Below are 17467 nucleotides of genomic sequence, written 5' to 3' on the forward strand. Positions count from 1 at the left end.
GCGGGCGACGGTTGGTCCATGCCGTCATCCACGCTCGCGGTCCGTCCGCGCACCAACCCCTACCTGCGCCTCTTCGCCGTCCCCGGCGCGCTCGCCTTCACCGCCGGGAATCTGATCGCGCGCGTGCCCTCGGGGATGTTCAGCGTGAGCGCCGTCTTCATGATCGCCGGATCGCGGGGGTCGTACGCACTGGCCGGGGCCGTCACCGCGACGGGGCTCGCCGCGACCGCGGTCGTCGGGCCGTGGACGGCGCGGATGGTCGACCGGTACGGCCAGGCCCGTGCGGCCGTGCCCGCGACGGTGCTCGCCGCGCTCGGCTCGCTCGCGCTGGTGCTGTGCGTGCGGTACGGGGCCCCGGACTGGGCCCTGTTCGTCTCGTACGCGGCGACCGCGACCACGCCCAACACCGGCGGCATGTCCCGCGCGCGGTGGGCGCATCTGCTGGAGGGCGACGCGGCGGCCCTGCACACCGCGAACTCCTTCGAACAGTCCGTCGACGAGCTCTGTTTCATGCTGGGCCCGGTGCTCGCGGCCTTCCTGTGCGGCTCGTTGTTCCCCGAGGCGGGCACCCTCACCGGTGCCGCGCTGCTGGTGACCGGCGTCCTGGTGTTCTCCGCCCAGCGGTCGACCCAGCCGCCGCCCCGGGCGCTTACGAAGGCGCCGTCGCCCCTCCGCGCGCGCGGGATACCCGCCCTGCTGACCGCGTTCCTCGCGACGGGTGCGGTGTTCGGCTCCCTGGAGGTCGTCACGATCGCCTTCGCGGACGGACAGGGACACCGCTCGGCGGCGGGTGCGATCCTCGCGTTGCAGGCCGCCGGGTCGTGCGCGGCCGGCCTGCTGTTCGGGGCGCTACGTCCCTCGGGTCCCGCCGAACGCCGCTTCCCGCTCTGTGTGGCCGCGATGGCCGCCCTGATGTGCCTGCCCCTGCTCGCGGCCGGCGCCCTCGGATCGCTGACCGCGCTGGCAGGAGCGCTGCTCATCGCCGGGATGGCGACCGCGCCGACCATGGTCACCGGCATGACCCTGGTGCAGCGCCGTACCCCCGAGGGGCGGCTCAACGAGGGCATGACCCTCGTGGTGACCGGCCTCCTCGGGGGCATCGCCTGCGGCGCTGCGAGCGGCGGCTGGGTGGTGGAGCACCTCGGCTCGGCCGTGGGCTACACGGTTCCCGTCGCCGCCGCCGGATGTGCGCTGCTGGTCGCCCTGCCGGGCCTCAGCACCGCGCGGGCTTGAGCCACGAGCACTCCAGGTCGCTGCGGCGCTGGGCGACCCGTGCCGTGCCGGGCCTGACGAGGACGGCGTGCTGCACGTCGGACGCGGCCAGCGTCTCCACGACGGCGTCCTCCAGGCTCTTGACCGAGTCGGCCAGGAACCCGTTGAGGACGATGCTGTAGACGAGCCGGCGGCCACCCGCGTCGGTGACGTACCCCGACAGTGCGGAGACGCCCGTCAACGACCCCGTCTTGCCGCGCGCGTTGTGCGCCGCCCGCGTGCCGCACATCCGGGTCCGCAGCGTCCCGCCGACCATGCGGTCCGGGTCGCAGGCCACCGGGAGTGCCCGGTACCAGTCGGCGAACCAGGGTTCGGACTGCACCTTGAGGAGAAGCCGGACGAACTGCCGGGCGGGGATGCTGTTCACGCGGGACAGCCCCGAGCCGTCGACCTGCCGGAGCGCGCCGGTGTCGACGCCGGCGCCCTTCAGATAGCGTCCGATGCCGGCGAGGCCCGCGTCCCAGGTCCCCTTTCCGGCCGTCGCGTATCCGATGGCCTTCGTCAGCGACTCGGCGTGCATGTTGTTGGACAGCTCCAGGAACGGCACGAGGAGGTCCTTCAGCTGCATCGAGCCGTGCGTGGCGAGCGTCCGCGCTCCGGTGGGCGTGGCCCGGCCCAGTTGGGTGCCGCCGTCGACCTGCACTCCGTGCGCGGCGAGTGCGTCCCGGAAGACGGCCGCCGCATAGCCGGTGGGCTCCCAGACGGTGACCCACTCCTTGGCGGTTGCTCCGCCGACGGGCAGCGTGCCGCCGACGGTGATCGTGTTGGTGCCGTGCGCACGCCCGACGGTGAGGCCGGCGGGCTTGCCCTTGGCTACGGTGGTGGCACGGACGTCGAGGCGGACGTAGTGGTTGGGCGGGGTGACCGTGACGTGGGGCTTGGCGCCGACGGCGGTGCCGGGGGTCGCCTGGACGATGACGGTGCCCGTGTCGTAGTCGGTGTCGGGGGCGACGCTCAGCGCGGAGATCTGCGCCTCGTAGTAGGCGGATTCGTCGTCCGCGCCCCACGACCAGCCCAGCCGCTGGTCGTCGAACCGGGTGTCGTCGGCGACCAGCCGTCCGGTGACCCGCCGCACCCCGGAGTCCGCGACGGCGCGTGCCAGCTTGTCGTAGTCGCCTGCGAGCAGCGTCGGATCGCCCGTGCCGCGCAGGTAGAGATCTCCGTCGAGGTCGGAGCCGTGCCGCTCGCCGGTGTGCAGCACATCGGTGGTGAAGCGGTGACCGGGACCGAGGACGGCCATGGCGGCCGCCGATGTGAGCAGTTTGGTGTTCGAGGCGGGCATCAGCCGTCCGTCGGCCTGATGCTGATAGACGAGGCCGCCGGTACGGGCGTCGGCGACCATCACGCTCGCGGCTCCGCCGGCCATACGCGCGTCGCCGAGCAGGGTGTCGATCGCCTCCGGCAGTCCGCTGCGGTCGTCGGCCGCTCCGGCCGGGGTCCCGAGGCCGGCACCGACCACGGCCAGAGCGACGACGGCGGTCAGGATCCAGTGACGCCCACGAAGGGCGCGGCTCACGCGTCTAGTCATGCCACAGGAGCATCGCGCACGTGGGCCGTCCGGCAAGGGCGCCTCGCCGACCCGCCCCGCCGCCCACTCGCCCTCCCGGACCCACCCCGACCCAGCCACCCCGACGGCACCGCGAACTCCCCGGCCCACTGGGGACACGGGGGGGCGTGGTTGGCGACGCCCGGACACGGGGGCGCGGGTGGCGAAGCCCCCGCACGCGCGGCGCAGCCGCGCAGAAACGACGAAGGCGACGCGTGCCCGCGCAGTTCGCGGGCACACCCTCCGCCTCACCGACCGCCGGCAGCCACACCCACGGCCCCCTGATCTCTCCGGCCCACCCCGGACACGGGGGCGCGGGTGGCGAAGCCCCCGCACGCGCGGCGCAGCCGCGCAGAAACGACGAAGGCGACGTGCGCCCGCGCAGTTCGCGGGCACACGTCGCCTGTCGTCTTGTGGAGATGGCGGGAATCGAACCCGCGTCCAACGGTGCGGAATCAGGGCTTCTCCGTGTGCAGTCCGCTGTGCTTTTCTCAGCCCCGGAGATCACGCGGACAAGTCTCCGACGGGCTCAGCCACTGTTTGATTTCCTCCTACACCCCGTGACCGGGTTTAGGAGTTTAGTCCCCTAGCTGATGCCAGGATCCGGGTCGGGAACAGCCCCGGGCTGACACTTCGCAAGTCGCTACTTAGGCAGCGAGGGCGAAGGAATCGCGCTTGGTGTTGGCGATTATTGGTTTCGGCGCGTGGTTTACGAGATCATTGCCGCTTCCTCGACACGCTTCCCCTGCTTCGACAGCCGCTGTCGAAACCGATCATCCCCATGTGGTGTTTTCAAAGCACGCACCCTCTGTGAGGTGCGATGCCATCGTACGTGACCAACACGGGACGATGCCAGCTCATTCCCCGGCCGGGTGAGCCCCGGCCGCCCGCGGCACCCTAGGCGCGCTGACGCCGCCGCGCCGCGGAGATCGCCCGGTCCGTCTCCCGGCGGTCCTGCTGCTCGCGCAGGGTCTGCCGCTTGTCGTACTCCTTCTTGCCCTTCGCCAGGGCGATCTCGACCTTGGCGCGGCCGTCCTTGAAGTAGAGGGCGAGCGGCACGATCGTGTGCCCGGTCTCCTGGGACTTGGACACGAGCTTGTCGATCTCCACCCGGTGCAGCAGCAGCTTCCGCTTGCGCCGGGCGCTGTGGTTGGTCCAGGTGCCCTGGCTGTACTCGGGCACGTGCACGTTGTGCAGCCACGCCTCTCCGTCGTCGAGCTGCACGAACCCGTCCACGAGCGAGGCACGCCCCTGGCGCAGCGACTTCACCTCGGTGCCGGTGAGCACCAGCCCGGCCTCGTAGGTGTCGAGGATGTGGTAGTCGTGCCGCGCCTTCTTGTTCTGCGCGATCAGCTTGCGCCCTTTTTCCTTAGCCATAGTGCGGCCATTTTCGCACCACGGGGGGCCCTTCGAGCCACTGCATTACGGAGTCTGCACAGCGGGTCACGACGCGGTCCTACGCGTGGTCCCCCAGACCGCCCAGCACCCGCTCGGCGCGCCGCTCGGCCCCCTGGTCGACCTCCAGGTCGGGCGTGATGCCCCGGCCGTCGACGCTGTGGCCGGACGGGGTGCGGTAGTGGCCGACGGTGAGCTCGGCCACCGACCCGTCGGGGAGGCGGCTCGGCATCTGGACGGAGCCCTTGCCGAAGGTCCTGGTGCCCACGACGACCGCGCGGCCGCGGTCCTGGAGGGCGCCGGTGAGCAGCTCGGCCGCGCTCATCGTGCCGCCGTCGACGAGCGCGACCACGGGTCTGCGGGTCTCGCCGCCCGGCCGGGCGTGCAGGGCGCGCTGCTCCCCGTGCACGTCGTACGTCGCCACCAGGCCGCCGTCGAGGAAGACGGACGCCGCGTCGGTGGCCTCGGTGACCAGGCCTCCGGAGTTGCCCCGCAGGTCGAGCAGGATGCCGTCGCCGGGCGGCGCCTCGTGCACGGCGGACCGCACCCGCTCGCCGGTGCCCTTGGTGAAGGCGGCGATCTTGATCAGGACGGCGTCGCCGATCCGGCGCACGCTCACCGGGTCGGTCGTCAGGGTGGCCCTGCGCAGGGTCTCGGTCCAGGTGCGCCCGGCGCGCTGGAGGCCGAGGACGACACGGGTCCCGGCCACGGACGGGGCGGCGCCGTCCCGGTCGCCGTCGCCGCGCAGCAGGGCGACGGCCTCGGTGACGGGGCGGCCGTCGACGCGCTCGCCGTCGACGGAGCGCAGCCGGTCGCCGGGGCGGATCCCGGCCCGGTCGGCCGGCCCGCCGGACTGCACGCGGGTCACCTCGATACGGCCGTCGGCGCTGCGCCTGGCCCACAGGCCGACGCCCGTGTACTCGCCGTCGAGCGCCCGCTCGAACTCCTCGTACTGACCCTCGGAGTAGACCGCGCCCCAGCGGTCGCCGCTGCGGCTGACGGCTCGTTGGGCCGCCTCCGTGGGGGACTTGCCGTCGGCCATGGCCTGGGCGGCGGCGTCGGCCACCGCCTGCTGGCGAGCGGCCGCCGACAGGCTCGCCGAACCCGCGCGCGGGGAGGGGACCTTCCGGCCGTGACCGGGGGTCCCGTCGAAGGAGCCGACCGCGAACCCGCTGGCCAGGACGCCCGCGAAGACCAATGTCAGGGCCGCCCCACGGCGAATGCGGCGGGGTGCGGGAAACAGGTCGGGACCCGACATGCCGGTGAGTCTAGGACAACGCAGGGCGCCGCAGGGTTGGTTGAACCCCGCGGCGCCCAGGTCACATCCCACACCGTCACACCCGTGAGTGACGCATCACACTCTCAGGTACTTGCGCAACGCGAAGAACGCGGCAAGCGCAGGCATCAGCAGTCCGATCGCCAGGACCAGCGGCAACTTGGTGATCACGGCGTCCCAGCCGATGAAGTTGATCAGCGGGATCCGCTCCGCGAGCCACTGGTCGACCAGGAAGTACTTGCCGCCCACGATCAGGACCACGGAGACGCACGCGCCGATCAGACCGGCGATCGCGGCCTCCATGATGAAGGGCGCCTGGATGTAGAAGCTGGACGCGCCGACGAGGCGCATGATGCCGGTCTCCCTGCGCCGGCTGAACGCCGAGACACGCACGGTGTTGACGATCAGCAGCATCGCCACGACCAGCATCAGGCCCATCACGCCGAGTGCCGCGTAGTTCATTCCGCTGAGCAGGTTGAAGAGGTTCTGCAGCACGTTGCGCTGGTCCTCGACCGACTGCACGCCCGCCCGCCCGGAGAACGCGGTCTTGATCACCTCGTACTTCTGCGGGTCCTTGAGCTTGACCCGGTACGACTCCTGCATCTGGTCCGGCGTGAGCGAGGAGGCCAGCGGGGAGTCCTTGAACTGCTCCTTGTACCGCTTGTACGCCTGGTCCGCCGACTCGTAGAACACGTCCTGCACCACGGGCAGGTTCTTCAGGTCCCGCTTGATCTGGTCCTTCTGCTCCGCCGTGACGGCGCCCTTGGCACAGTGCGAGTCGTTCTCCGCATCGGCCTTGTTGCACAGGAAGATCGAGACCTGGACCTTGTCGTACCAGTAGCCCTTCATCGAGCTCACCTGGTCCCGCATGAGCAGGGAGCCGCCGAACAGGGCGAGCGACAGGGCCACCGAGATGATGACGGCGAAGGTCATCGTCAGATTGCGACGGAGACCGACCCCGATCTCCGACAGAACGAACTGGGCGCGCATCGCGTGCTTTCAGCCTTTCGGTACGTACGTCGCTTCAGTGCTGGTAGCCGTACACGCCGCGCGCCTGGTCGCGGACGAGTCGGCCCTGCTCCAGCTCGATGACGCGCTTGCGCATCTGGTCCACGATGTTCTGGTCGTGGGTCGCCATGACGACGGTGGTGCCGGTCCGGTTGATCCGGTCCAGCAGCTTCATGATGCCGACGGAGGTCTGCGGGTCGAGATTTCCGGTCGGCTCGTCGGCGATCAGCAGCTTGGGCCGGTTGACGAAGGCCCGGGCGATGGCGACGCGCTGCTGCTCACCACCGGACAGCTCACCCGGCATCCGGTCCTCCTTGCCGCCGAGCCCGACCAGGTCGAGCACCTGCGGCACGGACTTGCGGGTCTCGCCACGCGACTTGCCGATCACTTCCTGCGCGAAGGCGACGTTCTCGCCGACGGTCTTGTTCGGCAGCAGCCGGAAGTCCTGGAAGACGGTTCCCAGCTGGCGGCGCATGTGCGGCACCTTCCAGTTGGACAGCCGTGCGAGGTCCTTGCCCAGGACGTGCACCTGGCCGTGGCTGGCCCGCTCCTCGCGCAGGAGCAGCCGCAGGAACGTGGACTTTCCGGAGCCGGAGGAACCCACGAGGAAGACGAACTCGCCGCGCTCCACCTCGAGGGAGACGTCCCTCAGAGCAGGGCGGGTCTGCTTGGGGTAGACCTTGGAGACATTGTCGAATCGGATCACGGATGCACCACGGTTGTCCGGGGGTAGGTGAGCGTGACCATACGCGAAGCCGGTACGACAGTGCAGTCGACGGCCGTAGTTGTGCACCGGTTGCGCGATTTGTCACGTAACGGAACGTGCCGAATACGCCGGGACCGGGCAGGATACGGCGGGCCGCGCCGAAATCCCCGGAAGCTGGCACAGTGGTAGGGGGAACGGTTGCGTTTCCCTGAGCGTTGTGCGGAGAGAACGCTATGCGGCAGGCTCCGCCGCGCGGGAGGAGGACGGCGCATGACCTATGACCGACTGGTGTGCGCGAACTGCGCGGCGCCCGTGAACGAGGGCCGCTGCCCCGTCTGCAGGGCCAGCCGCCAGCGGCTGCAGCAGGAGGGCTTCTTCGCCGGTGTGAACCCGATGACGCTGATCGCGCTGCTCGCGGTGCTGATCGCCGCGCTGGCCCTGCTGGCCCACCAGACCGCCTAGCCCGCCCCGGGCGGCCACGGCGCACTCAGAGGCGCGTACGCCCCCCTGGAGGGCAGGCCGAGGCCCCTCGACCGGGACCCACGCCCCGAGACCGTGGCTCTCCCTCCCCCGACAAGCGAAGAAGGGCCCGGAGCAGACGCTCCGGGCCCTTCCCGTGTCACTGGCGCCTCACACTGTGTGACCGGATGTGACGCGATCCGGGTCAGACGGCGGTGCGGCCGCCGCCCACGAGGCGCGGCAGCATCCGGAAGCCGATGCCGCCGGCGATCATCGTCGCGGCGCCGATCAGCAGGAAGGTGGTCTGAGCGGCACCCGTCTCGGCCAGCTCACCGTTGGCCTTGCCCTGCTCGGCAGGCTTGGAGCCGGTGTCCGTCAGGGCCTCCTTGCCGTGGCCCTGCTCGACCGGCTGCGAGCCGCCGTCGGGGTCGGTGTTGCCGTTGCCGTTGCCGTTGCCCCCACCGTTGCCGTGACCGTGGCCGCCGCCGTTGCCGCCGTGGCCGGGGCTCGTGGGCTGCTCGGTCGGCTGCGAGGTGGGGTCCTCGGTCGGCTGGGTCGGGTCCTCGGTGGGCTCCGTCGGCTCCTCGGTGGGCTGCGTCGGCTCATCCGTCGGAGTCGTCGGCTCGTCGCTGGGCTCGCCCGGGTCCGTCGGGATCTCGGTCGGGTCGGCGGTCGGCGTCCCGGTCGGACCGTCCGGCCCGTCGACATCGACACCGATGCCGGACTTGTCGGCATGGGCGCCGACGCCCAGACCGCCCACGCCTACGTTGATCTCGAGAGCCGAGGCGGCGCCCGCGGCGGTCAGCGACGCACCGGCCGCGATCACCGCACCTGCGGCTATGCGCGCCACGCGCATCCGCATCTTCTTGGTCATAGACCTGCTACCCCCAGTAGCTGAAATCGTCAGTGGAGCAGCACACGGGGGCTTCGGCCGCCGAGGGCGGAGCATTCAGGCCCGCCCCCGCAGTTCGCACGCGCCCCAGACATGCGCATGCCGAACGCTAGCCTTCCCAGATTTCACAGCAACGTCAAGGACGTTGCGCACGCGATGCCCGGATTGCGGGAGTTGGGCCGCCGCCTCACACGCGACTGTGACACAAACCCCACAAACGAAAGGCAACTGCCGCCCTTGGGGCGACAGTTGCCTTGTCGACAAAGCGTCCGACTACTTCTCCTGCTGCTTGCGCCAGCGAATGCCGGCCTCGAGGAAGCCGTCGATCTCACCGTCGAGGACACCCTGCGGGTTGCCGACCTCGTGCTCGGTGCGCAGGTCCTTGACCATCTGGTACGGGTGCAGGACGTACGAACGCATCTGGTTGCCCCAGGAGTTGCCGCCGTCGCCCTTGAGCGCGTCCATCTTGGCCTGCTCCTCCTGGCGCCGCCGCTCGAGCAGCTTCGCCTGGAGCACGTTCATGGCCGTCGCCTTGTTCTGGATCTGCGACCGCTCGTTCTGGCAGGACACCACGATCCCCGTCGGGATGTGCGTGATCCGCACGGCGGAGTCGGTCGTGTTGACGCCCTGGCCGCCGGGACCGGAGGACCGGTAGACGTCGATCCGCAGCTCGGACTCGTCGATGTCGACGTGGTCGCTCTGCTCGACGACGGGAAGCACCTCGACACCGGCGAAGGAGGTCTGCCGGCGTCCCTGGTTGTCGAAGGGCGAGATGCGCACCAGGCGGTGCGTGCCCTGCTCCACCGAGAGCGTGCCGTAGGCGTACGGGACCTGCACGGCGAAGGTGGTGGACTTGATGCCGGCTTCCTCGGCGTACGAGGTCTCGTACACCTCGGTCTTGTACCCGTGCCGCTCGGCCCAGCGCAGGTACATCCGCTGGAGCTGCTCCGCGAAGTCGGCGGCGTCGACACCGCCGGCCTCGGCCCGGATGTTCACGAGGGCCTCGCGGGAGTCGTACTCGCCCGACAGCAGCGTCCGGACCTCCATCTCGTCGAGGGCCTTGCGGACCTCGGTGAGCTCCGCCTCCGCCTCGGCGCGGGTGTCCGGGTCGTCCTCAGCCTCGGCGAGCTCGAACAGCACGCCCAGGTCGTCGATCCGGCCGCGGAGGTTCTCCGCCTTGCGGACCTCGGCCTGGAGGTGGGAAAGCTTGCTGGTGATCTTCTGTGCCGCTTCGGGGTCGTCCCACAGGGACGGTGCGGCCGCCTGCTCCTCGAGCACGGCGATATCTGCCCTCAACGTGTCGAGGTCCAGGACGGCCTCGATCGACTCCATGGTCGAGGAGAGGGACTTCAGCTCTTCGGATACATCGACGACTGCCACGCCTCCAGCGTAACGGCAACGCTCGCCGACAAACCCCCACGAGGGTCCCTCCCGCTCCCGGGCCCCCTCCGGGGCCCCGTCCCGGGGGTCCTCCGTGTGGGGGCGCTGTCCGCTTCGTCGTGGGGCGGGGTCGCGCCGGGACCTCCGTCCTCGGACCTGCGCGCCTCCGTAGCCCGTCGGGCTCCCGGCGTCTACGCGCCGGCCACTGCGGGCGGAGGTCCCGCCACGCCCCCTCCAGCCGGATGACGGCTCTCCCTCGTGGCGGATACGCACCATCGCCGGCACGGCGAGCGGCCGGTGGCGCAGCAGCTGTGGACGGTCGCTCCGTAGAGCGGTGGTGCTGGGCACGGGCCACCTACCGCTGTGGGCATGCGTTCCGCCTGGGGCGGAACGGGTGGGCACGGCCCCCGGTGCGGGTGCCTGGAACGCGAGGGGTGCTGTGGGAGACCTCGGGTACCGGAGGGTGAGGGGAGCGGTGGGCGCGGCCCCCCGCCCCACGGCGAAGCGGACCGCGCCCCACGCGGACCCGTGGTGAACCGCGCGGTGCCGGCCCGGCGCTACGGCGGAAGCGGCACCCGAAGCGGCACCGGCACCCCGTGCTACGGGGTCGCGTGGTGGGTCGGCGGGGTTCGGTCGTCGGTCGATGTGGCGGCCCAGGCGCCGATGCCCACGGCGGCCGCCACGGCCAGGGCCGCCGCGCCGAGGGCCACGCGACGGCGGCGGGTGGCGGACCGGTGGCGGGCGGAGCCGGGCCGGGGCGCCCCGCTGGCGCGCGGCGCACGGGCGGTGCCCCGCGCGCCTCCGGCGAGCTCGTCCGGCGCGGGAACCCGCATGCTCGTGTGCGTGTCCCGGTTCGAGTCGGGGCTCGCCCCACGGACCAGCGGCACGGCCCCGCGCACGGGCCGCCCCGCCCTGGGGTCGATCGGCGACGGAGCGGCGCCGCCCTGCGGCGCGGTCCCGGCCTCGCCGTCCGGCCCGTCCTCCGGATCCGGCTCGTCCACGTCCAGCGGCGGCATCCCGGCCAGCACCGGCAGCTGCTCCCGCAGCCGCGCCGCGAGCTCCGACGCCCGCAGCCGCGAGGCCGGTGCCTTCGCCAGGCACTGCACGAGGAGCTGCCACAGCTCCTCGGGGATGCCCGGCAGCGGTACCACGGTCTCCGTGACATGGCGGCGCAGCACGGCGCCGGGGTGCCCGCCGCCGAACGGCGTGAACCCCGCCAGCAGCTCGTAGAGCACCGTGGCGAGCGCATAGATGTCTACGGCGGCCCGCGGCGGCAGCCCCTCGACGATCTCGGGGGCGAGGTAGTCCGGCGTGCCGATGATCTTCGTGGCGCGGGTGCGGCGCGGCGAGTCGATGAGTTTGGCCACACCGAAGTCGGTGAGCAGCGCGGGATGGGCCCCGCCCGGCCCGAGGGGCCCCTGCATGTCCAGCAGGACGTTCTCCGGCTTGACGTCCCGGTGCACCACACCTGCGGCATGCGCCGCGGCGAGCCCGTCCGCCACGTCGGCGACGATCGCGACCGCGGCCTCGGGTGCGAGCCGCCGCTCCCGGTCGAGCCGCGTCCGCAGGTCCGTACCGCGGACGAGGTCCATGACGAGCGCGAGGTCGTTGCCGTCGACGACGAGGTCCCGCACCGCGACGACGTGCGGGTGGTCGAGACCGAGCAGCGCGGTGCGCTCCTGGACGAAGCGCCCGACGAGCTCCTGGTCGGCGGCGAGGTCCTCGCGCAGCAGCTTGATGGCGACCGGACCCTCGGGCCCCTCGCCCAGCCACACCGTGCCGGCGCTGCCCCGCCCCAGGATCTGATGAGCGGTGTACCGGCTGCCGATCTTCCGTGCCAAGGCTGCTCCTACAGACGCGTGTTGCGCTAAAACTACGCGCCCGGGGAGCCAACCTTCTCACCAGGAAGGGAATTCACCCCGCGGATGTCGACAAATCCCCAGAGTCGTGGGCCGGGGCGGGACGCCGGCCCACGCCCGTGACTAGTTGTTCTTCGACCCGAGGTTCCCGATCGCCGAGCTCAGCTTGTCGAACCATTCCGACAGCTGTGCCCAGTACCCCTTCGTGGTGCCGATCCAGTGCTGAAGCGGGCTCAGCTCCCAGACGAGCCACCCCGCGACGAAGAGGATGACGATCGTGAAGAGGCACCCCTTGAGACATCCCAGGCCGGGGATCTTCATCGGGTTGGCGCTGCGCTGCCGGGGCTCGCGCGGGGCACGGGCGGGGGGCTGCTGACGCGGCGGCGGCTGCGGCGGCGCGTACCCCTGCTGGCGGCCCTGCGGCGCCGGGGCGTACCGCTGGGGCTGCTGCCGCGGGGCGTACTGCTGCGGCTGCTGCTGCTGGGGCGGGTACCCCTGGGGCTGCCGGGGCTGCTGCTGCGGGCGCGCGACCTGCCGCTGGGGGCGGCGGCGCAGCGGGTCCTCGCCGGGGTCCAGGTACTGCTGCACCTGGGTCTGCTCGTTGCGGTCACGGGCGGCGCGCAGCTGGTTCTGCCAGGGGTGCGGTTCCTCGCCCTGCTGCCCGCCGGGCCGGTGCTGGGGCACCGGCGGCATGACCGCGGTCGGGTCCGCCGCGCCCCCGCGGGGCAGGACGGACGTGGGGTCGGCATCGCCGCCGGTGTGCGGGAGGAAGCTGGTGGCGGCGTTCGGGTCGTACGCGCCCGCGCCGCCGGAGCCGGTCGGCAGCACCTGGGTGGGGTCGGCGGCGCCCGGGTCGGCCGGGACGGACGCGGGAGCGGGGTCCGGGGCGAGCAGCACGCCGACGCCCTCGGCGGCCGCGATCTGCGCGGCGTTCGCGTGCACGCCGACGCCCTCGGCGACGGTGCGCAGCCCGCGCGCGAGGTTCTCGGCGCTGGGGCGCTCGTCGGGGTTCTTGCGCAGGCAGCGCTCGATCACCGTCCACAGGGGCTCGGGGACGGTGGAGGGCCGGCGCGGCTCGGCGCTCAGGTGCTGGTGCAGCACTTCGAGTGCTGAGCTGCCGGAGAACGGCGGGCGGCCGGTGACCAGCTCGTACAGCATGATCCCGGCGCCGTAGATGTCGACGGCGGAGGTCTGCGGGCGGCCCTCGGCGGACTCCGGGGCGACGTAGGCGGGTGTGCCGACGAACTCGTGGGTGCGGGTCAGGCCCGGCGAGTCGGCGAGGCGCGCGATGCCGAAGTCGGTGAGCATCGGGTGCATGCCGTCGCCGTCCTGCTTCAGCAGGACGTTCGCGGGCTTGAGGTCGCGGTGGACGACGCCGTCGGCGTGGCTGGCGGCGAGCGCGTCGGCGACCTGCGCGGTGAGCAGGGCGGCGGCGACCGGGCTGAGCGGCCCGTTCTCGCGCAGGTAGCGGTGCAGATCGGGGCCGTCGACCAGGTCCATGACGAGCGCCAGCAGATCGCCCTCGACGACGAGGTCGCGCACCCGGACGATGTTCGGGTGCGTCAGGCGCAGCAGCACGGAGCGCTCGCGCAGGAAGCGCATGACCACGTCCGCGTCGTTGGCCAGCTCCTCCTTGAGGACCTTGATGGCCACGGTCTCGCCGGGCTGGCCCTGCACGGCCGCCTCGGCGCCTGCCGCCTCCCGCTGGCGGGCTCGCCAGACGGTGCCCGTGGCGCCGCGTCCGAGCGGCTCCTCGAGCAGGTATTTGCTGCCTACCGGCCGCACGTCATGCGCTCCCTGCTTGCTGTGACTGGTCCTGGCTTCACTTGCTGTGCCCGGTCTTCCGATGTTCCGACCCACTGTAGTGCCGCACTCCGTGGCACCGGCCGGACCGGCCGCGCGCGTCCGCTCCCGGGCGCACGCCGTTGTTCCGGGGAAGACGTTCGACGGGAGTGGTTGGTTGCCGCGAGCGATCCCAAAGGGAAGACGGCGTTCCTGTGCAGGCACTTTTGCGGGCAGAGCCGACCAATCAAGATCATTTATTGGTGACCGCCGGGCGTGATGTCCGCGGCAGGTGCGAGGATGCCTCCAGTACTGGCCGACGTGCCCGTGTGCGGTGGGGGGAATCACAGCGCAGCCCCCCGTGGCGGGCGCCCGCGCAGAAGGGACCGCTGACGGCGATGCAGATCCGGCTGACCGTCGTAGACCCGCAGGGGACGCGCACCGAATCGCAGGGCCGCGCGGCGGCGCGCGACGTGCTCGTCACGGCGCCCGCCGGCACCCCGCTCGCCGCGGTGGCCTCCGGTCTCGCGGCGGCGGGCGAGCGGGGCGAGGGCCCGGTCGTGCTCTATGCGGGTCCGGAGCGGCTGGACGCGCAGCGCCGCGTGCTCGGCGAGCCGCCGCTGACCGACGGAGCGGTGCTGACGCTCGGCGGTCCCGCCGACCCCGGCCCCGACCTGGCAGGCGCGGCGGCCCAGCTGCACGTGGTGGCAGGCCCCGACGCCGGCGGTGTCCATCTGCTGCACGGCGGCCGGATCGACGTGGGCCGCTCCGCCGACGCGGACGTGCCCCTGGACGACCCGGACGTCTCGCGGCTGCACTGCGCGGTGACGGTCACCGCGGACGGCGGCGTCACGGTCAGCGACCTGGGGTCCACGAACGGCACGACGATCGACGGCGCGCCCGTCACGGACCGCCCCGTCCCCCTCGCGCCGGGCGCCCTCCTGCGCATCGGCGAGTCGGCACTGAGCCTGACCGCACCGGACCCGTCGCCCGCCGCCCTGCCGACGGCGCCCGACGGGGAGGGGCACGTCCGGGTGCGGGCCGCCGGGCCGCCGCAGGAGCCGGCCGGCGGGCGGCCCGCGGACCCGGAGGCGATAGGCAGCGCGGGCCCCGCTCCCCAGCCCGTCACCGTGCAGCCGACGGGAACGGCGGAGCGGCCGGGCCCGCCCGCCGGGAACGGCGCCGGTGACGGCACCGCAGCAGCGGCCGGGGGCGTACCGGGCCCCCGGCGGGCCGCCCCGCACGGGCCGTCCGGGGAACACCCCGGAGGCAGCAGCCCGGCGGGCACCCCGACCGGGGCGCGTCCCGCGGCGGTGGCGGAGACCCACCATGCGTACGGGTCGGCCGGATGGGGCGCCGCGGGCGCGTCCGGCGAAGGGCCGGAGCCCGGCCAGGGGCAGGCGCGGAGCCACGAGGCGGACGCACGGTCCGCGGCCGACGAGCCGTTCGTCCCCCGGCAGGGCGGCGTCCCGACCGCCGAGGGGACTCGCGTGGGCACACCGCTGCGGGGGACGACCGTGCCCCGCGGCGTCCGCAGACGCGGCGGGCTCACGGCCTGGGCACGCCGGCTCGCCGGCGGCCGCGACCAGGCAGGCCGGGACCCCGGCGACGGGTACGAGGACGAGACGGCCGCTCCCGTGCCTGCCGCCCGGCGGCGGGCACCGGAGGTCTGGCCGGACCCGGCGGCGCTGCTGCTGACGGCGCTCGGCCCCGGGCCCCGTCTCTGGGAGCGCGTCCCGGGCCATCCGGAGGCGCTCGCGGTCCGGCTCGGCACCGCGGACCGGCCCGCCCCGGACGGCTCCGGGCTGCTGCCCGCGGTGCCCGTCACGGTCGGGCTGCGCGAGGCGGGCGCGCTGGGCCTCGCGGGCCCGCGGACCCGGCTCACCGGGCTCGCCCGGTCCGTGGTCACACAGCTGGCGGCGCTGCACGCGCCGGACACCCTGGAAATCGTGCTGATCAGCACGGACCGTTCCCGGCCCGTGCAGGAGCGCACCGCCGAGTGGTCGTGGCTCGGCTGGCTGCCCCATCTGCGCCCCGCCCACGGCCAGGACTGCCGCCTCCTCCTCGCCTACGACCGCGAGCAGGCCGTGGCCCGCACCGACGAACTCCTGCGCCGGCTGGACGACCGCCTCGCCGAGGCCCCCGCGGGCGACGGCGGCGCGGCTCCCGGGGCCGCGGGGCACACGGTCGTCGTCGTGGACGGCGACCCCGGCTCCGCGGACCTGCGGGACGCTGTGGCGCGGCTCTGCACCGAGGGACCGCTCGCCGGCATCCACGCGGTGTGCCTGGCGGAGACTGCGGCCGCCTCACCGGCCTCGCCGGTGGCGGACACGTACGAGGCGGCGTGCGCGGTGTCCCCCGCGTTCCGGGCCTGCGGGGCCGTCGGACTGCTGAGCGGAGACGTGGCGACCGCGCTGCGGGTGCTGCGGACGGCGCGGGGCAGTATCGCGGGACACGGCACCGTGGCCACGGTGGACGCGGTGTCGGCGGCATGGGCCGAGCGGTTCGCACGGGCGCTCGCGCCGCTGCGCACGGAGGGCGGCCCGGGCGAGCGGCAGGCGCGCGTGTCGGCGCCGCTGCCCCAGGCGGCGCGGCTGCTCGACGAGTTGGGGCTGGCACGGGCCACCCCGGCGTCCCTGATGGCGCGGTGGGCCGCGGCGGCCGACGACCTGGACGCCCTGGGCGGCCGGGCCTGGGCGGTGCTCGGCGCCGGGCCGCGCGGACCGGTCTGCGTGGACCTCGCGGCCGAGGGGCCCCATCTCCTCGTCGAGGGTCCGGCGGGCAGCGGGCGGACGGAGCTGCTGCGGTCGGTCGCCGCGTCGCTCGCCGCGGCCGAGCGGCCGGACCGGCTGGGGATCGTCCTCATCGACGGCAAGGACAGCGCGGGCGGCGGTACGACCCCGGCCACCGGCTCCGAGCGCGGCGAAGGACTGCGGCTCTGTACGGATCTGCCGCACGTCACCACATATCTCACCGCCAACGACCCGGTACGGATGCGGGAGTTCGCCCAGTCGCTGACGGGCGAGCTGAAGCGGCGCGCCGAACTGCTCGGGCGGCTCGGCTTCGCCGAGTGGCACGCCCAGCGGGAGGTCCCCGGTGCCGTCACCCGGCGCATCAAGGGGGCCGCACAGCTCCGCGGCGGCGACCTCGACACACCGACCAGTTCCACTCTGCGCCTGCGCCCGCCGGCGGACCGGGCCCGCCCGGAGCCCGGCCCGCCGCTGCCGCGGCTGGTCGTGGTGGTCGACGACGTCGACGCGCTGCTCGCCCCGCCGCTCGGATCCCCCGGGCGCCCTGCGGCCGGCTCGGTCGTCCGCGCACTGGAGGCCGTCGCGCGCGACGGGGAGCGGCTCGGGGTGCACCTCGTGGCGGCGGGCACGGGGCGCGCGGGACGTATGGAGGACGCGGAACTCGTACGGCACATGGCGCTGCGGGCCGAGCTGGACGCCGTGAACCCGGGGCCGGAGGAGCCAGGGCCCGGGCGCGGGCGGGTGCGGGGAGCCAGGGACGGCCGGGCGACGACCTTCCAGGCGGGCCGGGTGACCGGGCGGATCCCGAGGACCGCCACCCTGCGGCCCACCGTCGTGGCGATCGAATGGGAGCGGATGGGGGATCCGCCGGCGCGCCGGTCCGTACGGGAGTTGGGGAACGGCCCCACCGACCTGGCCCTGCTGGCCAGCGCGTTGGAGCGGGCCGCACGCTCCGTGTCCGTCGCCCCGGTGCCCTCGCTGCTCTAGGGGGTGTTCTGCCCCGGCAGGCCCAGCCGGGGCGACATCACGACCCCGTCACGATCGGATCGCCGGGCTGGGAGGCGCCCTTGCCGCTCCCGGATGGGCGGCGTAGACCAGATCGCACGGGACAGCGCTCGTAACTCGCGTTGGCGCGCGGGAGA

General features: G+C 73.3%; 12 protein-coding genes and 1 other RNA gene. 3 read left to right on the forward strand and 10 right to left on the reverse strand.

Annotated elements, in window-relative coordinates:
- Nucleotides 1–18: 18 nt before the first annotated feature.
- Nucleotides 19–1233, forward strand: coding sequence for an MFS transporter (locus tag ACWCP6_RS15875; RefSeq protein ID WP_450933000.1), 1215 nt, complete (start codon nucleotides 19–21; stop codon nucleotides 1231–1233).
- On the opposite strand, the gene dacB is transcribed toward ACWCP6_RS15875, so the two are convergent.
- The 6 genes from dacB to ftsE all read right to left on the reverse strand — a co-directional run bounded on the left by dacB (nucleotide 1214) and on the right by ftsE (nucleotide 7203).
- Nucleotides 1214–2800 carry a D-alanyl-D-alanine carboxypeptidase/D-alanyl-D-alanine endopeptidase gene (dacB, locus tag ACWCP6_RS15880; RefSeq protein WP_450933001.1) on the reverse strand — a complete coding sequence of 529 codons (1587 nt, stop codon included), beginning with the start codon at nucleotides 2798–2800 and terminating at the stop codon, nucleotides 1214–1216. The genes ACWCP6_RS15875 and dacB overlap by 20 nt on opposite strands.
- A gap of 429 nt (nucleotides 2801–3229) precedes the next feature.
- Nucleotides 3230–3599, reverse strand: a transfer-messenger RNA (tmRNA) gene (gene ssrA / locus ACWCP6_RS15885).
- A gap of 116 nt (nucleotides 3600–3715) precedes the next feature.
- Nucleotides 3716–4195 carry an SsrA-binding protein SmpB gene (smpB, locus tag ACWCP6_RS15890; RefSeq protein WP_450933002.1) on the reverse strand — a complete coding sequence of 160 codons (480 nt, stop codon included), beginning with the start codon at nucleotides 4193–4195 and terminating at the stop codon, nucleotides 3716–3718.
- A 79-nt stretch (nucleotides 4196–4274) separates the two neighbouring features.
- A complete protein-coding gene (locus ACWCP6_RS15895; RefSeq protein WP_450933003.1) occupies nucleotides 4275–5471 on the reverse strand; it encodes a S41 family peptidase in 1197 nt (398 codons plus the stop codon).
- 96 nt (nucleotides 5472–5567) lie between these two features.
- On the reverse strand, nucleotides 5568–6479 hold the full coding sequence (gene ftsX, locus ACWCP6_RS15900; protein ID WP_450933004.1) for a permease-like cell division protein FtsX: 912 nt from the start codon (nucleotides 6477–6479) through the stop codon (nucleotides 5568–5570).
- Nucleotides 6480–6513: 34 nt separating this feature from the next.
- The gene (ftsE, locus tag ACWCP6_RS15905) at nucleotides 6514–7203 is read right to left on the reverse strand and encodes a cell division ATP-binding protein FtsE (protein ID WP_450933005.1); all 690 of its coding nucleotides are present in this window, start codon (nucleotides 7201–7203) and stop codon (nucleotides 6514–6516) included.
- A 270-nt stretch (nucleotides 7204–7473) separates the two neighbouring features.
- On the opposite strand from ftsE, the gene ACWCP6_RS15910 reads away from it, so the two are divergent.
- Nucleotides 7474–7665, forward strand: coding sequence for a hypothetical protein (locus ACWCP6_RS15910; protein WP_450933006.1), 192 nt, complete (start codon nucleotides 7474–7476; stop codon nucleotides 7663–7665).
- Nucleotides 7666–7867: 202 nt separating this feature from the next.
- Here ACWCP6_RS15910 and ACWCP6_RS15915 read toward each other — a convergent pair whose 3' ends face one another.
- The 4 genes from ACWCP6_RS15915 to ACWCP6_RS15930 all read right to left on the reverse strand — a co-directional run bounded on the left by ACWCP6_RS15915 (nucleotide 7868) and on the right by ACWCP6_RS15930 (nucleotide 13578).
- Nucleotides 7868–8536, reverse strand: a complete 669-nt coding sequence (locus tag ACWCP6_RS15915) for an LPXTG cell wall anchor domain-containing protein (RefSeq protein ID WP_450933007.1) — start codon at nucleotides 8534–8536, stop codon at nucleotides 7868–7870.
- Nucleotides 8537–8827: 291 nt separating this feature from the next.
- Complete coding sequence (gene prfB, locus ACWCP6_RS15920) at nucleotides 8828–9934, reverse strand: peptide chain release factor 2 (protein WP_450933008.1); 1107 nt, start codon at nucleotides 9932–9934, stop codon at nucleotides 8828–8830.
- A 599-nt stretch (nucleotides 9935–10533) separates the two neighbouring features.
- Entirely contained in the window at nucleotides 10534–11775 is a 1242-nt protein-coding gene (locus ACWCP6_RS15925; protein ID WP_450933009.1) for a serine/threonine-protein kinase, read from the reverse strand.
- Nucleotides 11776–11916: 141 nt separating this feature from the next.
- Nucleotides 11917–13578 (reverse strand): serine/threonine-protein kinase, encoded by a 1662-nt coding sequence (locus ACWCP6_RS15930; RefSeq protein WP_450933010.1) that lies wholly within the window; start codon nucleotides 13576–13578, stop codon nucleotides 11917–11919.
- A gap of 395 nt (nucleotides 13579–13973) precedes the next feature.
- On the opposite strand from ACWCP6_RS15930, the gene ACWCP6_RS15935 reads away from it, so the two are divergent.
- A complete protein-coding gene (locus tag ACWCP6_RS15935; RefSeq protein ID WP_450933011.1) occupies nucleotides 13974–17312 on the forward strand; it encodes an FHA domain-containing protein in 3339 nt (1112 codons plus the stop codon).
- Nucleotides 17313–17467: the final 155 nt, after the last annotated feature.

This window comes from Streptomyces sp. NPDC002004, from assembly GCF_053593975.1.

Bases quoted from the DNA above. Each gene is read 5' to 3' on its own strand.
- ACWCP6_RS15875 (WP_450933000.1), top strand. From the start codon at position 19: ATGCCGTCATCCACGCTCGCGGTCCGTCCGCGCACCAACCCCTACCTG.
- dacB (WP_450933001.1), bottom strand. From the start codon at position 2,800: ATGACTAGACGCGTGAGCCGCGCCCTTCGTGGGCGTCACTGGATCCTG.
- smpB (WP_450933002.1), bottom strand. From the start codon at position 4,195: ATGGCTAAGGAAAAAGGGCGCAAGCTGATCGCGCAGAACAAGAAGGCG.
- ACWCP6_RS15895 (WP_450933003.1), bottom strand. From the start codon at position 5,471: ATGTCGGGTCCCGACCTGTTTCCCGCACCCCGCCGCATTCGCCGTGGG.
- ftsX (WP_450933004.1), bottom strand. From the start codon at position 6,479: ATGCGCGCCCAGTTCGTTCTGTCGGAGATCGGGGTCGGTCTCCGTCGC.
- ACWCP6_RS15910 (WP_450933006.1), top strand. From the start codon at position 7,474: ATGACCTATGACCGACTGGTGTGCGCGAACTGCGCGGCGCCCGTGAAC.
- ACWCP6_RS15915 (WP_450933007.1), bottom strand. From the start codon at position 8,536: ATGACCAAGAAGATGCGGATGCGCGTGGCGCGCATAGCCGCAGGTGCG.
- ACWCP6_RS15935 (WP_450933011.1), top strand. From the start codon at position 13,974: ATGCAGATCCGGCTGACCGTCGTAGACCCGCAGGGGACGCGCACCGAA.